This is a genomic window from Streptomyces sp. GL_140 (genome assembly GCF_057834465.1).
Map to the genome: position 1 here is coordinate 8078338 of NZ_CM174404.1, position 15453 is coordinate 8093790.

Sequence of the window (15453 nt, forward strand, 5' to 3'; positions counted from 1 at the left end):
ACCGCGGGCTGGAGAGGACCGAGCCCGTGGACCTCGTAGCCGTCACTCGGCTCGTGACAGCCGAACTCGCTCCGCTCGCAGCCCAGTCCGGCCTGCGGCTCGACACCTTCACAGCCGACTGCGACGTCCCGCTCGTCGTTCCGGGCGACCCGGTCCTGCTGCGCCACCTGCTGACGAACCTGATCCGCAACGCAATCCAGTACAACCACCGCGGCGGCCACGTCCTCGTACGACTCGACGCCTCCACCGTGACGGTGACGAACACCGGACCACGCATCCCCGCCGACCGCGTTCCCGACCTCTTCGAGCCCTTCCACCGCCTCGACGGAGACCGCACCGCAACCACCGGCCACGGCCTGGGACTCTCCATCGCCGCCTCCATCGCCGACACCCACCACGCCGTACTGACGGCGCGACCCGGAGCCGACGGCGGACTCACCCTCACCCTGCGCCTCCCCTGAACTCCGGTACCAGCAGCGGATTTTGTCGGGCGCAGAGGGCTCCCGGACAGTCGATTCCGAAAACCCGGGCCAAACCCCTTGCCTAATGGTCAAGAAGTGTTGACCATTGGGGACATGTCAACTGATGATCTTCCCGAGACGATCCACGTCACCACTGACGAGCAGCTGCGCGCCGTCTCCAACCTCACGCGTCACCGGATCATGGCCGTGCTCCGCTTCGAACCCGCGACGATCACGCAGATCGCCGAGCGCGTGGGCCTCGCGAAGGGGAGTTCCAGCTACCACGTACGGCTGCTGGAGCGGGCCGGCCTGGTGAAGGTCGTACGGACGCGGAAGGTCCGGGGGGTCACCGAGCGGTACTACGCGATGGCCGCGCGGGGGATCGTGCTGCCGGATCCGGGTGAGGGCGGCCCGGATGTGCTCATGCGGCATGCGGTGGCCGACCTGGAAGCCGCACCGGCGCAGAGCGAGCGACACGTGCGGATGGCGCATCTGCGCCTCACCGAGGAGCAGTTCGCGGAGCTGGGAGCGCGGCTGGAGGCACTGGCGGACGAGTACCGGGAGCTGTCCGATCCGTCGCTGCCGGACGTGTCACTCGTCTTCGCGCTGTTCCACCCGGCACCGGTCCAGCAGGCGGAGGAGGAGGCCAAGTGAGCTCAGGGGCAAAGAAGTTGCCGACCGGGTTCGGACGGCTGTGGACCGCACAGACGGTGTCCTCGCTCGGTGACGGGGTGACACACGCCGCGCTGCCGCTGCTCGCGTTGACCTTGACGCGGGATCCCATGGCGCTCGCCGTCGTCACCGCCGCCGGAACGCTGCCGTGGCTGCTCTTCGGGGTGCTCGGCGGCGCGCTGGTGGACCGCTGGGACCGCCGACGCACCATGTGGGTCACGGACGCGGCGCGTGCGGCGCTGCTCGCGATACCAGCGGCAGCGGCCGCGCTCGACGCGCTGAGCATTCCACTGCTCGCGGCCGTCGCCTTCCTGCTCTGCCTCGGCGGACTCTTCTTCGACACGGCCGCCACGGCCTACCTGCCGGATCTGCTCGGCCGCGACCCCGCGCTCCTGGAGCGCGCCAACTCCCGCCTGCGCGGCGCCCAGACCGCCGCGTCCGGCTTCGCGGGACCGCCCGCGGGCAGTGCCCTGCTCGCGCTCGGGCGGGCGGTTCCGCTGCTCGCCGACGCGGTGTCGTTCGCGGTGTCCGCCCTGCTCGTACGGTCGCTGCCCGCCGTGCCCCGGCCGGTGCCGCAGGCCCGCGAGTCGCTGCTGCGGCAGGCGCGGGCCGGTGCCTCGTACGTATTCCGCGATCGGTTGCTGCTCGGGCTCGCGCTGCGTCCCGCGGTCGGGAACATCGCCTTCGTCGCCGTGGAGACCGTACTGGCCCTCTTCGCGCACGATCGTCTCGGCATCGGCGCCTTCGGCTTCGGCCTGCTCCTCACGGCGGAGGCCACCGGCGGTCTGCTCGGCGCGGGCATCGCCTCCTTCCTCGGCCGACGACTCGGCACCGGCACCGCGCTGACCTGCACGGCCGCAGTCGAGGGGCTCGCCATCCTGGGCCTCGCCGCCGCCCCGAACCCGTACGTCGCCGGACTCGCGCTCGCCGTCTGCGGAGCGGGCATGGGCGCCACGATGGTGCTCGCACCCTCCCTCCGTCAGACGATCGTTCCCGCCCACCTGATGGGCCGGGTCGCCTCCACCTCCCGCATGCTCGCCATGTGCGCCGCCCCGTTCGGCGCCTTCCTCGGCGGCTGGCTGGCCACCGCCTACGACGTACGCACCCCGCTCTACACAGCCGCCGGTCTCCTCCTCGCCATGACCGCCGTCACGTCGACCATGACCACCAACCGCCGGGTCGAGGCGGCGCTGCGTGCCGCGGCCCCGGCCGATGATCCCGAGCAGCAGGAATCCCGCGATCTCGTTCAGGAGCGTGCCGTCTAGACCGTGGTCGTCGAGCCGACGCCAAGCTCCAAGCGAACGGGAGTTCCCCAGTGATCCGGAAGCGTGCAAGTGGGACCGGATCACCCCTGGGTTGTACGGATTTGAAAGTTTAGCGGTTGCAGTTATTTAGCCGTTGTGTTCTTCTGGGGAGGCGGGCGTCGGAACAGCACCCCGCCCGCTCCTCGGCTTCCCACTCTCATGTCCGAAAGGAGTGATCAGTCATGTCCACGACTGCCTCCCTCCCCTCCACCGGCCCTGCCTCCTTCCCCTCCGCCTGCCCCGCAGCCGTACCGAAGAACGTGCGTTGGGTCCTGCTCGGCGTCATGCTCGCGATGCTGCTGTCGATGCTCGACAACATGGTCGTCAGTACCGCGATGCCCACGATCGTCGGCGACCTGGGCGGCCTGGAACACATCTCCTGGGTCGTCACCGCCTACACGCTCGTCACCGCCGTCACCACCCCGGTCTGGGGCAAATTCGGCGACCTCTTCGGCCGCAAGCCGATGTACCTGGCCTCCATCGCCGTGTTCATCGTCGGATCCGCCCTGTGCGGGACCTCCGGCTCGATGGGCGAGCTGATCGCCTACCGCGTCGTGCAGGGCATCGGCGCCGGTGGCATCGGCGCGGGCGCGTTCGCGCTGATCGGAGCCCTCGTACCGCCGCGTGAGCGCGGCAAGTACCAGGGCATGACCGCCTCCGTCATGGCGATCGGCACCATCGGCGGCCCGCTCCTCGGCGGGTTCGTCACCGGCCACTTCGACTGGCGCTGGGCCTTCTACGTGAACCTGCCGCTCGGTCTCGTCGCCCTGGTGTGGCTGTGGCTGAAGCTGCAGGTCCCCGCCGAGCGCATCGAGGCGAAGATCGACTGGGCAGGCATTGCCCTGCTCACCCTCTCCATCACCACGATCGTCCTGGCCGCCACGTGGGCGGGCAGCACCTACGCCTGGGGTTCTTGGCAGGTCCTGTCCCTAGGCGCTGCCGCGATCGTGAGCCTGACCCTGTTCGTCCTGGTCGAGAAGCGCGTGAGTGAGCCGTTGCTCCCGCTGAGCGTGTTCACCGGGCACCGCAACTACCCGCTCGCGATGGTCATGATCCTCGCGGCCGGTGTGGTCATGTTCGGCGCGGGCCTCTACCTGCCGCTCTTCCAGCAGACGGTCCAGGGTGCCTCCGCGACCAATTCCGGCCTGCTGATGCTGCCGATGATGATCCCCGTCGTGATCGTCTCGACCATCGCCGGGAAGGTCATGTCCGCCACCGGCAAGTACAAGATCTTCCCCGTCGTCGGAACCCTCTTCCTGGTCGCCGGGCTCGGCCTGCTGGCCACCATGGACGCGCACACCTCGTTCCTGCTGACCAGCCTGTACATGGTCCTCCTCGGCATCGGCCTCGGCTTCACGATGCAGATGGCCGGCACCATCGCGCAGAACAGCGTCTCCCTGCGCGACATGGGGGCAGCCATGAGCTCGGTCAGCCTCTTCCGCACCCTGGGCGGCTCGCTCGGCGTCGCGGTGTTCGGCTCGCTGTTCACCCGCGCCGTCCAGCCCGCCCTGCCGGCCGGCGGCGACGCCTCCCCGAACGCCCTGCGGGACCTGTCCGCCGGAGCCAAGGACGCCTACCTCGCCGCGGTCACGGACGGCACCAGCCACATCTTCCTCGCCGCCGCGGTCGTCTGCGCCCTCGCCTTCGCTGCCGCGCTTTTCGTCATCGAAGTCCCCCTGAAGAAGGCCGGCCCGCCCGCACCGGCCGCCACCCCCGGCGAGGCCCCCGTCGCCGCCCCGGCCAACTGACACCCAGGCACACGGCCGCACCGCAGCACCGTAGGAACGGAGCACCACCATGGCCCCGACCACCCAGACCACCCAGACCACCCACACCACCCCGACCGCCCACACCCCGCGCATCGCCATCATCGGCGCCGGCCCCGGCGGTCTGACGTGCGCCCGCATCCTTCAGCGGCACGGCATCGCCGTCACCGTCCACGACCGCGAGAGCGGTCCCGAAGCCCGAGATCAGGGCGGGTCCCTGGACCTGCACGAGGACAACGGCCAGATCGCCCTGCGCGAAGCCGGGCTCCTGGAGGACTTCTTCCGGCTCTCCCGCCCCGAAGGGCAGGAGATGCGCCAGATGGACCCGGCGGGCGCGATCCTCTTCCACCACACCCCCGACCAGGGCGAACGCTTCAAGCCGGAGATCGACCGCGGTGACCTCCGCAACCTGCTGCTGAGCTCTTTGGAGCCCGGCACCGTCCGCTGGGGGCACACGCTGTCGTCCGTCGAAGGCCCGGAAGAGGGCCCCCGCCGGGTGAGCTTCGCCGACGGCACCACCATCGAAGCCGACCTCGTCATCGGCGCCGACGGCGCCTGGTCCAAGGTCCGCCGCGCGATTTCTCCGGCCCGCCCCGGTTACACCGGGGTCAGCTTCCTCGAAGCCTGGTTCCACGAAGTAGAGACCCGCCACCCCGAGATCGCCGCACTCGTCGGCCAGGGCAGCGCCGCCGCGGCCGACGGCGAGCGCGGCTTGTTCGCCCAGCGCAACAGCGGCGGCCACATCCGCGTCTACGTCATCCAGCGCGTCCCCGCCGACTGGATCACCGCGAGCGGCCTGACCGTCAAGGACACCGACGCCATCCGTGCCCACCTCCTCGACCAGTACCGCGACTGGTCACCGGCCCTGCGCCGCTTGATCGCCGAGAACGACGGCCCCTACGTCGACCGCCCCATCCACGCCCTCCCCGTCCCCCACACCTGGGACCACAACCCCACCGTCACCCTGCTCGGCGATGCGGCACACCTCATGCCCCCGCTCGGCGTCGGCGTCAACCTCGCCATGCTCGACGCCTGCGAACTCGCCCTCGCCGTGGTCAACAGCGACACCGTCGAGGAGGCCGTCCGCGTCTACGAGAAGACCATGCTGCCCCGCTCCACCGAAATGCAGCAGGCCCTCTACCGAGGCGCGGAAGAACTGCTGTCCACCGAACTCCCCGACTTCGCCGCCCACGAAGCCCCCTGAGCCATCGCATCGGCTCCCGGGGCCGACGCCAACACCCGCCAACACCCCGTACACGACTCGACGTGCTCGCCCCCGGCCAGGAGCCGGGGGCGAGCCGATGGTCGTTGCCAAGGCGGACGGTCCGCCCGGTCGGCGTCAGCAGTCGTGGTCGTAACCTCCGTGGTTGTAGCCGCCCCAGTCGTCGTCACCGTTGTCGTACCAGCCGTGGTGTCCGTAGCCGTCGTGGTCCCAGCCTCCGCCATGGCTGACGTAGGTGACGGATTGCGTGGGGACTGCCGCCGAGGCGGTGCCAGCCGCTCCGAGTGCGGCGCCGCCGGCCATCAGAACTCCGATGGCGGACACCGCGAACAACCTCTTCACTCTCAGTGCCTGCATGATCGAAAACCTTTCCGTTTCGTACCGCGTACCGCGCGGCACGGGGCCGAGGCCTCCTCGCGCAAGATCGATGCGAACCTGCGCGAGCGCGCACAAGGCGGAGACGGAGATTCGAGACAGGGGGATCCACCGTCGAGGCACGGCTCCAGGCCGTGACGCGTGACGCGCTGGGCCGGGCACGCGCGGTCAGCCTTCAGGCATGGCGCGTAGCGGCGGCCGATGGCGCTTACCGCAGTTGCGGCTCTCGCACATCCACGCTAGCCACATATCGGCCCCGGGGCATCTCGGGGGTTCGCGGGACATGGGCAAACCGTGCGTGCCCCGGGCCAGGAGGGCGGCACCGCGCAGCTGTGACCACATGGTCGACCGGCCGCCCCGACAGCGCTGCCGGGTGTGGTTCCGATCCCGCGCACAGGGGTTGCTAGATTCCGGATCATGGGGAGACGCACCTGGGTGACCAGGTACTTGGGCGGGGGAGCACTGCTGTTCGCGGTGCTGGCCCTGTGGACGCTGTTGTTCCACGCGGGCATGTCGGTGTACCGGCCGGACGTGGTCGTACTCGGGGCGGTGGCCCTGGTGTTGGCCGCCGGGTGGGTGTGGTCGGGCTCCCGGCCGATCCCGGTCTCGCCGCCGAGTCAGGTAGAACCGGTGCCGCCGCCGCCCGGGATGCTGCCCTGGAAGAGGCCGTTCAGGGACTTCGTGCCGCTGCTGCTGACGGTGGTCGTGGTGTTCCCCGCCCTGGCGGTGGCCACCGAGCTGATCGCCCGCCCGGACGGCGACGACCTGAAGCGGATCGGGGCGATACAGAAGGCCGGCGCCGTGGCGGTCCGGGGCACCGTCGTCGAGGTCCACAAGGTGAAGACCGGAGTGACCAAGTCCAGCGTGGCCACCGCGGACGTCACGGTCGAGGTGCCCCTGGCCGGTCCGGAGGGCGGCAGCAGGGGCACCAGACGCATCGAGGTGGTGAACGGGCACGTCGGAGTCCACTTCGACTGGGGCCGCATGCTGGAGCGGGAGGAGGCGGAGCGAGGCCTCCCGGGTGAGGCCGCCCTCGTGTTGTACGCCCCGACCGCGCCCGAACTCGGCGGCGTCGTGGACGCCGAGAACCACATCGACCGGTACCTGGAGGCGGACTCCCCGCTCGCCTTCTCCCTCCCGCCCCTCGGCACCCAGATCGCTCTCGGTGTCGGAGCGGTCCTGACGTTCTTCGGGGGGCTGCTCTTCACCCGGGTCCCTCCGGGCGACCCCACCCGCCGGACCCTGCGCGCCGACGTTGCCGCAGGGGAGGCGCTGCCCGCCGTGCGGGCACGGCTCAAGGCGGCCCGGTGCAACCAGCACACGACGTTCGGAACGGTGGACGGCACGATCCGGGTCAGCTCGGACCACAAGCTGCGCTTCGAGCTGGAGGACGGTTCCGAGCCGCTGCTCGGCAACCCGAACCTCGAACCCGCCGGGCTCGCCCTCCTCGTGGCCCGCATGGGGGAACGGCCGGGCTGGCTGGTCGGCGCCCGGAACTGGCGTGCGATCCGCAGCGAGCAGCCGGTCGTCTTCGTCACCGACGAGGGGGAGGCGGCCTGGCTGAAGATGGACCGCCAGGAGTTCGAGCGGGTCCTGGCCCCCGCCACCCCGGTGGAGACCGACCCGGAGCGCCGGGTACGCCTCGCCCCGTGGCCCACCGCCGTGGAACCGGGGGCCCACTGGCCCTTTCTCGGGGGCATGCTCCTGTCCTACGGGCTGGTCGTCCTCGTGCTGATGGTGCCGATGTCGTGGCTCGCCGCATGGCTGACGACCGCGCTCGCCGCGCTCGTGGCCCTGGCGGCCTGCGTCCTGCTCAAGTGGCTCCGGGGAGGCTCCTCCGACCGGGCGGGCCGCTGGGAGGTCCGCGCCACCCGCGACCCGGAACTGGGCCCGGCCTGACGGTGGCCGGGCCCGGCACGGTCGGACGGAGCCCCGTAACCCCGCTCCACCCTCCCCGGCCAACGATTTGGTCTCGGCTCGCGCCATGCGGGTGACATGGAGCGCGGCAGGACGTTGTTCCCGTCGTGGAGAACGATGCAACGGTGCCGGTGTTCGCGCAGGCACCCCTCGACGGCGAGGGGTGGCGGGACGCGTTCGTACACGGCCAGGAATGCCCCTGGTGCCAAGACCTGCGCGGGGACCGTGAGGACCGCGAGGACCGTTCCGTAGGTGTTGGCGGATCGTCGCACGCGGCGGTGTCCGGTGGCCTGAGGGCGGGGCTGGCGAGGAACTGGGTGCTCGCCGTGTCGGCGACCACGGTCCTCGCGTCCCTGTTCCTCTCCCGGGCGGGTTGAGCCCCGGCTGACGCCAGGCCCCGCCACGCCCCCCGCCCCGCCCCGCTGTCCGTACGGCTGCACGGGAATCCCTGCCGGAAGCAGAACACCCCGCCCAAAGCGCCTTGGGAGCCTCAGCGTTCCGACAGCTCCGAGGGGGCTTCCTGGACCACCCAGCCGTTGCCGTCCGGGTCGGTGAAGGTCATGAAGGAGTTCCAGGAGTCGCCCTTGCCGTCCTCCCAGCCCTTCTCGCCGATGTGACGCACTGGCGACACCTCCACACCGCGCACCCTCAGCTCCTCCCTCGCCGCTTCGATGTCGGTGACGCAGAGCTGCAGGCCCTGCAGCTCACCCGGTGCCATCTGGCGCGTGCCGGGCGCCGGGGGCATCCCGTGCTCCAGAGCGATCGAACAGCGTGAGCCGGGCGGGGTCATCTGGATGATGCGGATGCCGGGTGCGACCTCGCTGTCGAGGTCGACGGCGAAGCCGACCTTGTCGGCGTAGAACTCCTTCGCCCGGTCCATGTCGGTGACAGGGACCAGAACCACTTCGAGCGTCCAGTTCATCAAGGGCCTCCTCGAACACGAACGTTGCAGGAAAGGTCCACAGTCGCCCACGGGCTGCCCGCGTGCTGGCCGAAACGCGGGATGGGAGAAAGAACTGGCGGCACCCCGCAGGGCGAGCGTTGTCGGCCGCGGAGCGTTGAGCGTGCGCATCAGGAAATCGGCCGGGGGAGTGGACTGTGTCGTTGTTGGACCAATTACCGGCTCTGTTGGGTGTCGTGGTCGGTTCACTCGGCTCCTACGCCGTGCAGAGCCTGACCGAGCGCCGGAGGTGGAAGCGGCAGCGGGAGGAACGGTGGGACGAGAAGAGGTTCGAGACGTACAGCCGTTACGCCAATGCCCTCAAGGGGCAGCTTCCTGTCGCCCAGCGCATCGGCGCCGCCCTCGGCTTCGCGCACGTGGCCGACCCCTTGCAGCCGGCCGAGGGGTTGCCTCTGCTCGCCGCGGCTGAGTCCCACCGTGCGACGGAGTGGGAGTCCGTCCTGCTCGTCGGGGACGCGGCGACGATCCGGTGAGTGTCCAGGTCCCCCGGCCTCGCCGGCGCCTGAACACCGGGCCGGAGCACGACCAGGACGCCGAGCCTGCGGACCCTCGGCGTCCGCGTGGCCGGCCGCGTCCCGCGTAGTCGCGGCGCTACTCCCGCGGGAGTACGGGAGGTTCCGGGACGCCCGGGGGAGTAGCCGTGATCTCCTGCGCCGGCCTGAGGGAACGGCCCTGCGGAGACGGGACGCTGGAAGCAGCGGGGCGGCCATCGGGGCCACCCGGCCGAGTCCATGCGGAGGGGGCCCGAGATGGGGCAGACAGTGCGAGCCGGGCAAGCGGGGAGAACAGGGGAAACCACAGGGGGAGCAGGGAGAACGGGCGGATTCCGCAAGGCCGTTCCGTGGGGAGTGCTGGCGCTGTGGGTGATCGTGATCGCCGTCGCCGGATCGTTCGCGGGCGGGCTGGCGGACGTACAGCGGGACCGGACGGCGGACTACCTGCCGTCGAGCGCCGATTCGACACAGGTGGCCAGGCTCAAGGACCAGCTGCCCGGCGGCGAGGTGACGAGCGTGCTGCTCGTCTACCACCGTGACGGCGGTCTGACCGCCGCGGACCGGGGCACCACCGCACGTCAGGTCGAGGAGGTCACGGGCCCGGCGGGTACGACTGGCCCGGCGGCCACGGCCGACCCCCGCTCCGCCAAGTCCCCCGCGTTGCTCGCCACTTCGAAGGACCCCCGGGACTTCGGCCCCCGCCTCCACGGCCCCGGCGTTCCTTCCGAGGACGGCGCCACCCTCATGTACGCGGTGTCCACGACCGCGCCCGGCACGGACGACGCCGCGCGGAAAGCCTTCGTCGACGGCGTACGGGCCCACGTGCGCGGCGGCGCCGACGGGCTGAGCGTGTGGGTCGGCGGCGAAGGGGCCGTCCAGGTCGACGCCAAGGAGGTCTTCGGATCGGTGGACGGGACGCTGATGCTGGCGACCGGCCTGGTGGTGGCCCTGCTCCTGATCCTCACCTACCGCAGCCCGGTGCTCTGGCTGGTGCCGCTGGCGGTGGTCGGGGTGAGCGCGGTCTGCGCGCGGGCCGCCGTGTACGGCCTCGCATCGGGCTTCGGGGTCACCGTGAACAGCCAGAGCGCCGGGATCATGACGGTCCTGGTCTTCGGCGCGGGCACCGACTACGCGCTGCTGCTCATCGCCCGCTACCGCGACGAACTGCGCCGCACCCCCCTCCCGTACGACGCGATGCGCAGCGCACTGCGCGGCTGCGGTCCGGCCCTGCTGGCCTCCTGCGGGACCGTCGTGGCCGGTCTGGCCTGCTTGCTCGCCGCCGACCTCAACAGTGTCCGGGGCCTCGGCCCGGTCGGCGCGGTGGGCGTGGTGTGCGCGCTGGCCGCGATGACGACGCTGCTGCCGGCGATCCTGGTGCTGCTCGGACGGCGGGTGTTCTGGCCGCTGATCCCCGTGTACGGCAGCGAACCCAGGACGCGCCGCCTCAACGTCTTCGCCTCGATGGGAAGTTCGGCGGGCAGGCGGCCGGTCGCCGTACTGGTGACGGGAGTCGTGCTGCTCGGCGCGCTGGCGCTCGGTGTGTTCAACCTGCCCGGGCCGCTCCAGAAGGGGGACGGCTTCACCAGCAGGCCCGAGTCGATCGTGGCGATGCAGACGCTCGCCGAGGCCTTCCCGGACCGCGGCACCGAACCCGTCGAGGTCATGGCCCCCACCGCGGACGCCGACCGGATCCTCGCCTCGGCCCGCGAGGTCGAAGGTGTCGCGGGCGCCGAACGGGGCCGCAGCGGCGGGGGTTGGACGGAGATCGCCGTCACCGCCGAGGCCGTGCCGCAGTCACCGCAGGAGAGCGCCACCATCGGACGGCTGCGGGCCGCACTCGACGGAGCGCACGTGGGCGGCGCCAGCGCCCAGGAACTCGACCTGGCCACCGCCAACGCCGACGACCGGCTGATCGTCATCCCCCTCGTCCTCGTCTCCGTACTGCTCGTCCTGATCCTGCTGCTGCGCAGCCTGGTCGCCCCACTGCTCCTGGTCGGCGCCGTCGTCCTGGTGTGGGGCGCGGCGCTCGGCATCGGCGGGCTGCTCTTCGGGCCGGTGTTCGGCTACAACGGGATGGACCCGGGGATGCCGCTGCTGACCTTCGTCTTCCTGGTCGCCCTCGGCGTCGACTACGGCATCTTCCTCATGCACCGCACCCGCGAGGAAACCCGTAACGGCGCCGATCCGCGACAGGCCGCGCTGACCGCGCTGCGCACCACCGGCGGGGTGATCGCCTCGGCGGGGATCGTCCTGGCGGCGACCTTCGCGGTGCTGGCCGCGCTGCCGCTGGTGATGTTCGTGGAGCTGGGCACGATCGTAGCGGTCGGAGTGATCTTGGACACCTTCCTCGTCCGCACCTACCTCGTGACCAGCGCCAGCGTGCTGCTCGGCGGCAAGGTGTGGTGGCCAAGCCGGCCCGGCGACACCCCGGTCCCGGCCGCCGCACCCGCGCTGGAACTGGTCGGCGACCGGCGATGAGAGCGACGATGTGCGGGTGGCAGAAATGATCGACACCCCGAGCGCGGCCGAGCGCGTACTGCGCGTACTGCATCAAGACCCCCTGGCAGCCTCGCGATCGGCGCGGAACGACGCGGCGATCGCGGCCGGTGTCGCCGTGCTCTGCTGGGCCATGGCCTACGCCGACACCGCGCTGCGGCCGGACGCGCTCGGCTGGGCGCTGCTCGCCTGCGCGGTGCTGTTCCTGGCGTGGCGGCGGCGCCATCCGCTCGGGGCGCTGATCGTGGTCGTCGCCTGCATCCTCCCGTACCAAATCCTCGGCAACGCCCACGCCGCCCCCATGCCGGCCGCGATGCTCGCCCTGTACACCGTGGCCGCCACGGGCACCGTCCGCCGAACGGTGGCCGTCGGCGCGTGCGTCGTGGGCCTCGCGGTGAGCGCCATGTCGTTCCTCGGTGCCCACGGCGCCCTGGACCTGCTGCGCACCTCCGGCTGGCTGGTGGCGGCCCTCGTGTTCGGCGTTGCCATCCGCAACTACCGCAAGTTCCTGGCCGAGGAGCGCGCCCGCCTCGGACAGGACACCGACCGCAAGATCGCGGCGGAGCGGCTGCGGATCGCCCGCGACCTGCACGACCTGCTGGCCCACAGCATCACGCTGATCGGCGTCCGCACCTCCGTCGCCGCCCACGTCCTGACCGTCGATCCGGAGCGGCTCGACCGGGCGGCGATCGCCGAGGCGCTGGACTCCATAGCCGACACCTGCCGCGAGGCGCGCGCGGAGCTGCGTACCACTCTGACCGTGCTCCGCGCCGACGAGCAAGGGCCGCTGCCGGACCTCGCGGGGCTGGCGGGCCTGGTCCGTACGGCAGGGGCGGAGCTGACCATGGACACCGGCGCTGTCCACATCCCGCCCACCGTGGGGGCCGCCGCCTATCGCATCGTCCAGGAGTCGCTGACCAACGCGGTACGCCACGCGGGCCCCGGCACCACCGTCCGGGTCCGGGTGGCGGTGGCGGACGGGGCCCTGCGGGTCACCGTCGGCGACGACGGCCGGGGCCCGGTCTCCGGGTCCACGGCTCCGGGCTACGGCATCGTCGGCATGGGCGAGCGGGCCCGCAGCGTCGGAGGCACCCTGTCCACGGGCCCGCGCCCCGGCGGCGGCTTCGAAGTCGAGGCGAGCCTGCCACTGCCACCCCAGCCGTCCCATCCTCACCTGCAATCCCAGCCACTGCGCCCCTCGGAGGCATCCGCGTGACCACGCCACCCCACGAAGGTCAGGACCGGGTCATACGGGTACTGCTCGCCGACGACCAGACGCTCGTACGGGCGGCCTTCGCGATGCTCATCGAGTCGGCCCCCGACATGGAGGTCGTCGGACAGGCCGGCAACGGGCGGGAAGCGGTGGAACTGGCCCACTCCGAACGGGCCGACGTGGTCGTCATGGACATCCGGATGCCCGGCACCGACGGCATCGAGGCGACCCGGATGATCGCCTCCGCCGAGGACCTGGCCGGGGTGAAGGTCCTGGTCCTCACCACGTACGACACCGACGAGAACGTGCTCGAAGCGCTGCGCTCCGGCGCCTCCGGCTTCCTCGTCAAGGACACCAGGCCGGCGGAACTCCTCGCGGCCGTCCGCACGGTGGCGGGCGGCGAATCGCTGCTCTCGCCGGGCCCGACGGCCCGCCTGATCGCCCGCGTCCTGCGCTCCCCGGGCACCACTTCGGCCCCCGCCGCCCTGGACCCGCTCTCCGGACGGGAGCGGGAGGTCCTCACCCTCGTGGCCCGGGGCCTGAACAACACCGAGATAGCCGACGCCCTGTCGCTGAGCCCCCTCACCTCGAAGACCCACGTGAGCCGGATCATGGGCAAGCTGGGCGTACGCGACCGCGCGCAACTCGTCATCGCTGCCTACGAGTCGGGGCTGGTGGTCGCAGGGGACTGAGCGCGGCGAAGGCCGGCGCGACCCCCGTGCCCTCGACCCGCGGGGTCCCGACCGAACTCCGGCCCAACAGAATCAGACCGGGACCGGTACCGGCACTGGCAGCGGGACCGGCAGCGTGCCCGACGCCGTCCGCCGATCGCGCCGGTACGCCCCGGGCGGGGCGCCGAAGTGCCGCTTGAAGGCCTTCGCGAAGGCGAATTCCGAGGTGTAGCCGACGTTCTCGGCGACGGCGCTCAGCGAGTCGGCCGTCTCGCGCAGCATCCGCGCCGCGCTGGCCATCCGCCAGGTCGTCAGATAGCTGAGCGGCGGCTCGCCGACCACCGTGGTGAACCGCCGGGCGAACGCGGCGCGCGACAGCCCGGCCCGGCTCCCCAGCGATTCGACGGTCCACGGATGCGCCGGATCGTCGTGGATCGCTTTCAGCGCGGGGGCGATCAACGGGTCGTTCAGTGCCGAGGCCCAGCCCTGCGTCTGCTCCCTGGGCAACTCGGCGTACCAGGACCGCAGGATGTAGAGGAGCAGCAGATCGACGAGCGCTGTGACCACCGAGTCCGAACCCGGCTGAGGCCGGTGGATCTCGGCGCAGAGCTGGTCGACCGCCGAGCGCAGCGACGGATGGCGACCGGGGACGGCCGGGAGGTGGATGACCTCGGGGAGGTCGCCGAGCAGCGGATGCGGCCGGTCGATGTCGAGGTGGTAGGACCCGCACACCAGCACGCTGCGAGCGCCGTCGCCCTCGACGGCGAAACGTCCGATCGGCGAGGAGGTGTCGACGCGGTCGGGTTCGAAGGCGACCGGATCGCTGGTGACCGCGTCACAGATGGCGTGACCGGTGCCGCGCCGCAGGAACACGACGTCGCCGGGGCCCAGGGCCATCGGATCGCCGCCGACCGGCAGGAGGAAGCAGTGTCCTTCGACGACGACGTGAAATCCGGCTCCCGCGATGGGCTGGAAGCGCACCCCCACGGCGCCTGCGCGTCGGTGCGGACAACGGACGGGCGTCCGGTGCGCAGGGCCGCAAGCGTGTCGCTGAGTATGTCCATGCGGTGACCATAACGCGCTGAGACCGAGACGATCAGACAAGGAATCAAGACTTCAGGCCATTAACTGTCTCAGTGGGGACACATAGCGTCCTGGCCATGAACAACACATCGGACACCCAGCGTGTCGTCGTCATCGGTGGTACCTCCGGCATCGGATTCGCCGTCGCGCAGGCAGCAGTGACTCAGGGCTCGAACGTGGTCGTCGCCTCCAGCAACCAGGACCGGGTCGACATGGCGGTGAAGAAGCTCGGCGGCCCGGCCGAAGGCATCCTGCTGGACGTCGCCGACGAGGCCGCGCTCACCGCCTTCTTCGACGGGATCGGCGAGTTCGACCACCTCGTCTACACGGCGGGGGAGTCCCTGCTGCTGAAGCCGCTCGCGGACCTCACCTCCGAGGAGTCCCGGACCTTCTTCGAGCGCCGCTTCTGGGGTGCCCTGCTCGCCGCGAAGTACGCGACGCCGAAGCTCCGTTCCGGCGGCTCGATCACCTTCACCTCCGGCGCCTTCGCCACCAGGCCCGTCCCCGGAGCCTCGCTCGGCGCGAGCATCACGGCAGCCGTCGAGGGTCTGACGCTGGCCCTGGCCCTCGAACTCGCCCCGCTGCGGGTCAATGCGGTCCGCCTCGGCGCGATCCGCACCGAGCTCTGGGACAGCACCGTGCCCGAGCCGGAGGCCTTCCTCCAAGCGCAGGGAAGCGGCCTCCCCGTGCAGCGCGTTGGCAGTCCCGAGGAGGCCGCGGCGGCCTACCTCTACCTCCTGAGCAACGGCTACGCGACCGGCACGGTGCTCACCCTCGACGGAGGAGCGGCGCTGGCCTGACCTGTTCAGGCAGTCAAC

14 protein-coding genes and 1 pseudogene are annotated in these 15453 nt (G+C 71.3%); 12 read left to right on the plus strand and 3 right to left on the minus strand.

Annotated features, from left to right (window positions below; translation table 11 throughout):
- The first annotated feature begins 26 nt into the window (after positions 1-26).
- From AC3IYJ_RS37575 to AC3IYJ_RS37595, 5 genes are all read left to right on the plus strand, one after another.
- On the plus strand, positions 27-461 hold the full coding sequence (locus AC3IYJ_RS37575; RefSeq protein ID WP_489398995.1) for a sensor histidine kinase: 435 nt from the start codon (positions 27-29) through the stop codon (positions 459-461).
- A 114-nt stretch (positions 462-575) separates the two neighbouring features.
- The gene (locus AC3IYJ_RS37580) at positions 576-1115 is read left to right on the plus strand and encodes an ArsR/SmtB family transcription factor (RefSeq protein ID WP_489398996.1); all 540 of its coding nucleotides are present in this window, start codon (positions 576-578) and stop codon (positions 1113-1115) included.
- 17 nt (positions 1116-1132) lie between these two features.
- On the plus strand, positions 1133-2398 hold the full coding sequence (locus tag AC3IYJ_RS37585; RefSeq protein ID WP_489403044.1) for an MFS transporter: 1266 nt from the start codon (positions 1133-1135) through the stop codon (positions 2396-2398).
- 221 nt (positions 2399-2619) lie between these two features.
- Positions 2620-4185, plus strand: coding sequence for an MDR family MFS transporter (locus tag AC3IYJ_RS37590; RefSeq protein WP_489398997.1), 1566 nt, complete (start codon positions 2620-2622; stop codon positions 4183-4185).
- A gap of 49 nt (positions 4186-4234) precedes the next feature.
- Complete coding sequence (locus AC3IYJ_RS37595) at positions 4235-5407, plus strand: FAD-dependent oxidoreductase (RefSeq protein WP_489398998.1); 1173 nt, start codon at positions 4235-4237, stop codon at positions 5405-5407.
- Between the two features lie 135 nt (positions 5408-5542).
- Here AC3IYJ_RS37595 and AC3IYJ_RS37600 read toward each other — a convergent pair whose 3' ends face one another.
- On the minus strand, positions 5543-5782 hold the full coding sequence (locus tag AC3IYJ_RS37600; protein WP_489398999.1) for a hypothetical protein: 240 nt from the start codon (positions 5780-5782) through the stop codon (positions 5543-5545).
- A gap of 435 nt (positions 5783-6217) precedes the next feature.
- On the opposite strand from AC3IYJ_RS37600, the gene AC3IYJ_RS37605 reads away from it, so the two are divergent.
- Both AC3IYJ_RS37605 and AC3IYJ_RS37610 read left to right on the plus strand, forming a co-directional pair.
- Complete coding sequence (locus tag AC3IYJ_RS37605; protein ID WP_489399000.1) at positions 6218-7699, plus strand: hypothetical protein; 1482 nt, start codon at positions 6218-6220, stop codon at positions 7697-7699.
- 125 nt (positions 7700-7824) lie between these two features.
- Positions 7825-8094 carry a hypothetical protein gene (locus tag AC3IYJ_RS37610; protein ID WP_489399001.1) on the plus strand — a complete coding sequence of 90 codons (270 nt, stop codon included), beginning with the start codon at positions 7825-7827 and terminating at the stop codon, positions 8092-8094.
- 113 nt (positions 8095-8207) lie between these two features.
- Here AC3IYJ_RS37610 and AC3IYJ_RS37615 read toward each other — a convergent pair whose 3' ends face one another.
- Positions 8208-8639, minus strand: a complete 432-nt coding sequence (locus AC3IYJ_RS37615; RefSeq protein WP_489399002.1) for a VOC family protein — start codon at positions 8637-8639, stop codon at positions 8208-8210.
- A 185-nt stretch (positions 8640-8824) separates the two neighbouring features.
- On the opposite strand from AC3IYJ_RS37615, the gene AC3IYJ_RS37620 reads away from it, so the two are divergent.
- The 4 genes from AC3IYJ_RS37620 to AC3IYJ_RS37635 all read left to right on the plus strand — a co-directional run bounded on the left by AC3IYJ_RS37620 (position 8825) and on the right by AC3IYJ_RS37635 (position 13573).
- Complete coding sequence (locus AC3IYJ_RS37620) at positions 8825-9151, plus strand: hypothetical protein (protein WP_489399003.1); 327 nt, start codon at positions 8825-8827, stop codon at positions 9149-9151.
- A gap of 276 nt (positions 9152-9427) precedes the next feature.
- Entirely contained in the window at positions 9428-11650 is a 2223-nt protein-coding gene (locus tag AC3IYJ_RS37625; protein WP_489399004.1) for an MMPL family transporter, read from the plus strand.
- Positions 11651-11675: 25 nt separating this feature from the next.
- Entirely contained in the window at positions 11676-12884 is a 1209-nt protein-coding gene (locus AC3IYJ_RS37630) for a sensor histidine kinase (protein ID WP_489403045.1), read from the plus strand.
- Positions 12881-13573, plus strand: a complete 693-nt coding sequence (locus AC3IYJ_RS37635; RefSeq protein WP_489399005.1) for a response regulator transcription factor — start codon at positions 12881-12883, stop codon at positions 13571-13573. Before AC3IYJ_RS37630 ends, AC3IYJ_RS37635 begins: the two co-directional genes overlap by 4 nt.
- Positions 13574-13645: 72 nt before the next feature.
- Here the strand turns inward: AC3IYJ_RS37635 and AC3IYJ_RS37640 are convergent.
- Positions 13646-14616, minus strand: a pseudogene (locus AC3IYJ_RS37640) (AraC family transcriptional regulator).
- Between the two features lie 96 nt (positions 14617-14712).
- Here AC3IYJ_RS37640 and AC3IYJ_RS37645 point away from each other — a divergent pair.
- Complete coding sequence (locus tag AC3IYJ_RS37645; RefSeq protein ID WP_489399006.1) at positions 14713-15435, plus strand: SDR family oxidoreductase; 723 nt, start codon at positions 14713-14715, stop codon at positions 15433-15435.
- Positions 15436-15453 lie beyond the last annotated feature (18 nt).

Bases quoted from the DNA above. Each gene is read 5' to 3' on its own strand.
- AC3IYJ_RS37580 (WP_489398996.1), top strand. From the start codon at position 576: ATGTCAACTGATGATCTTCCCGAGACGATCCACGTCACCACTGACGAG.
- AC3IYJ_RS37590 (WP_489398997.1), top strand. From the start codon at position 2,620: ATGTCCACGACTGCCTCCCTCCCCTCCACCGGCCCTGCCTCCTTCCCC.
- AC3IYJ_RS37595 (WP_489398998.1), top strand. From the start codon at position 4,235: ATGGCCCCGACCACCCAGACCACCCAGACCACCCACACCACCCCGACC.
- AC3IYJ_RS37600 (WP_489398999.1), bottom strand. From the start codon at position 5,782: ATGCAGGCACTGAGAGTGAAGAGGTTGTTCGCGGTGTCCGCCATCGGA.
- AC3IYJ_RS37605 (WP_489399000.1), top strand. From the start codon at position 6,218: ATGGGGAGACGCACCTGGGTGACCAGGTACTTGGGCGGGGGAGCACTG.
- AC3IYJ_RS37615 (WP_489399002.1), bottom strand. From the start codon at position 8,639: ATGAACTGGACGCTCGAAGTGGTTCTGGTCCCTGTCACCGACATGGAC.
- AC3IYJ_RS37625 (WP_489399004.1), top strand. From the start codon at position 9,428: ATGGGGCAGACAGTGCGAGCCGGGCAAGCGGGGAGAACAGGGGAAACC.
- AC3IYJ_RS37630 (WP_489403045.1), top strand. From the start codon at position 11,676: ATGATCGACACCCCGAGCGCGGCCGAGCGCGTACTGCGCGTACTGCAT.
- AC3IYJ_RS37645 (WP_489399006.1), top strand. From the start codon at position 14,713: ATGAACAACACATCGGACACCCAGCGTGTCGTCGTCATCGGTGGTACC.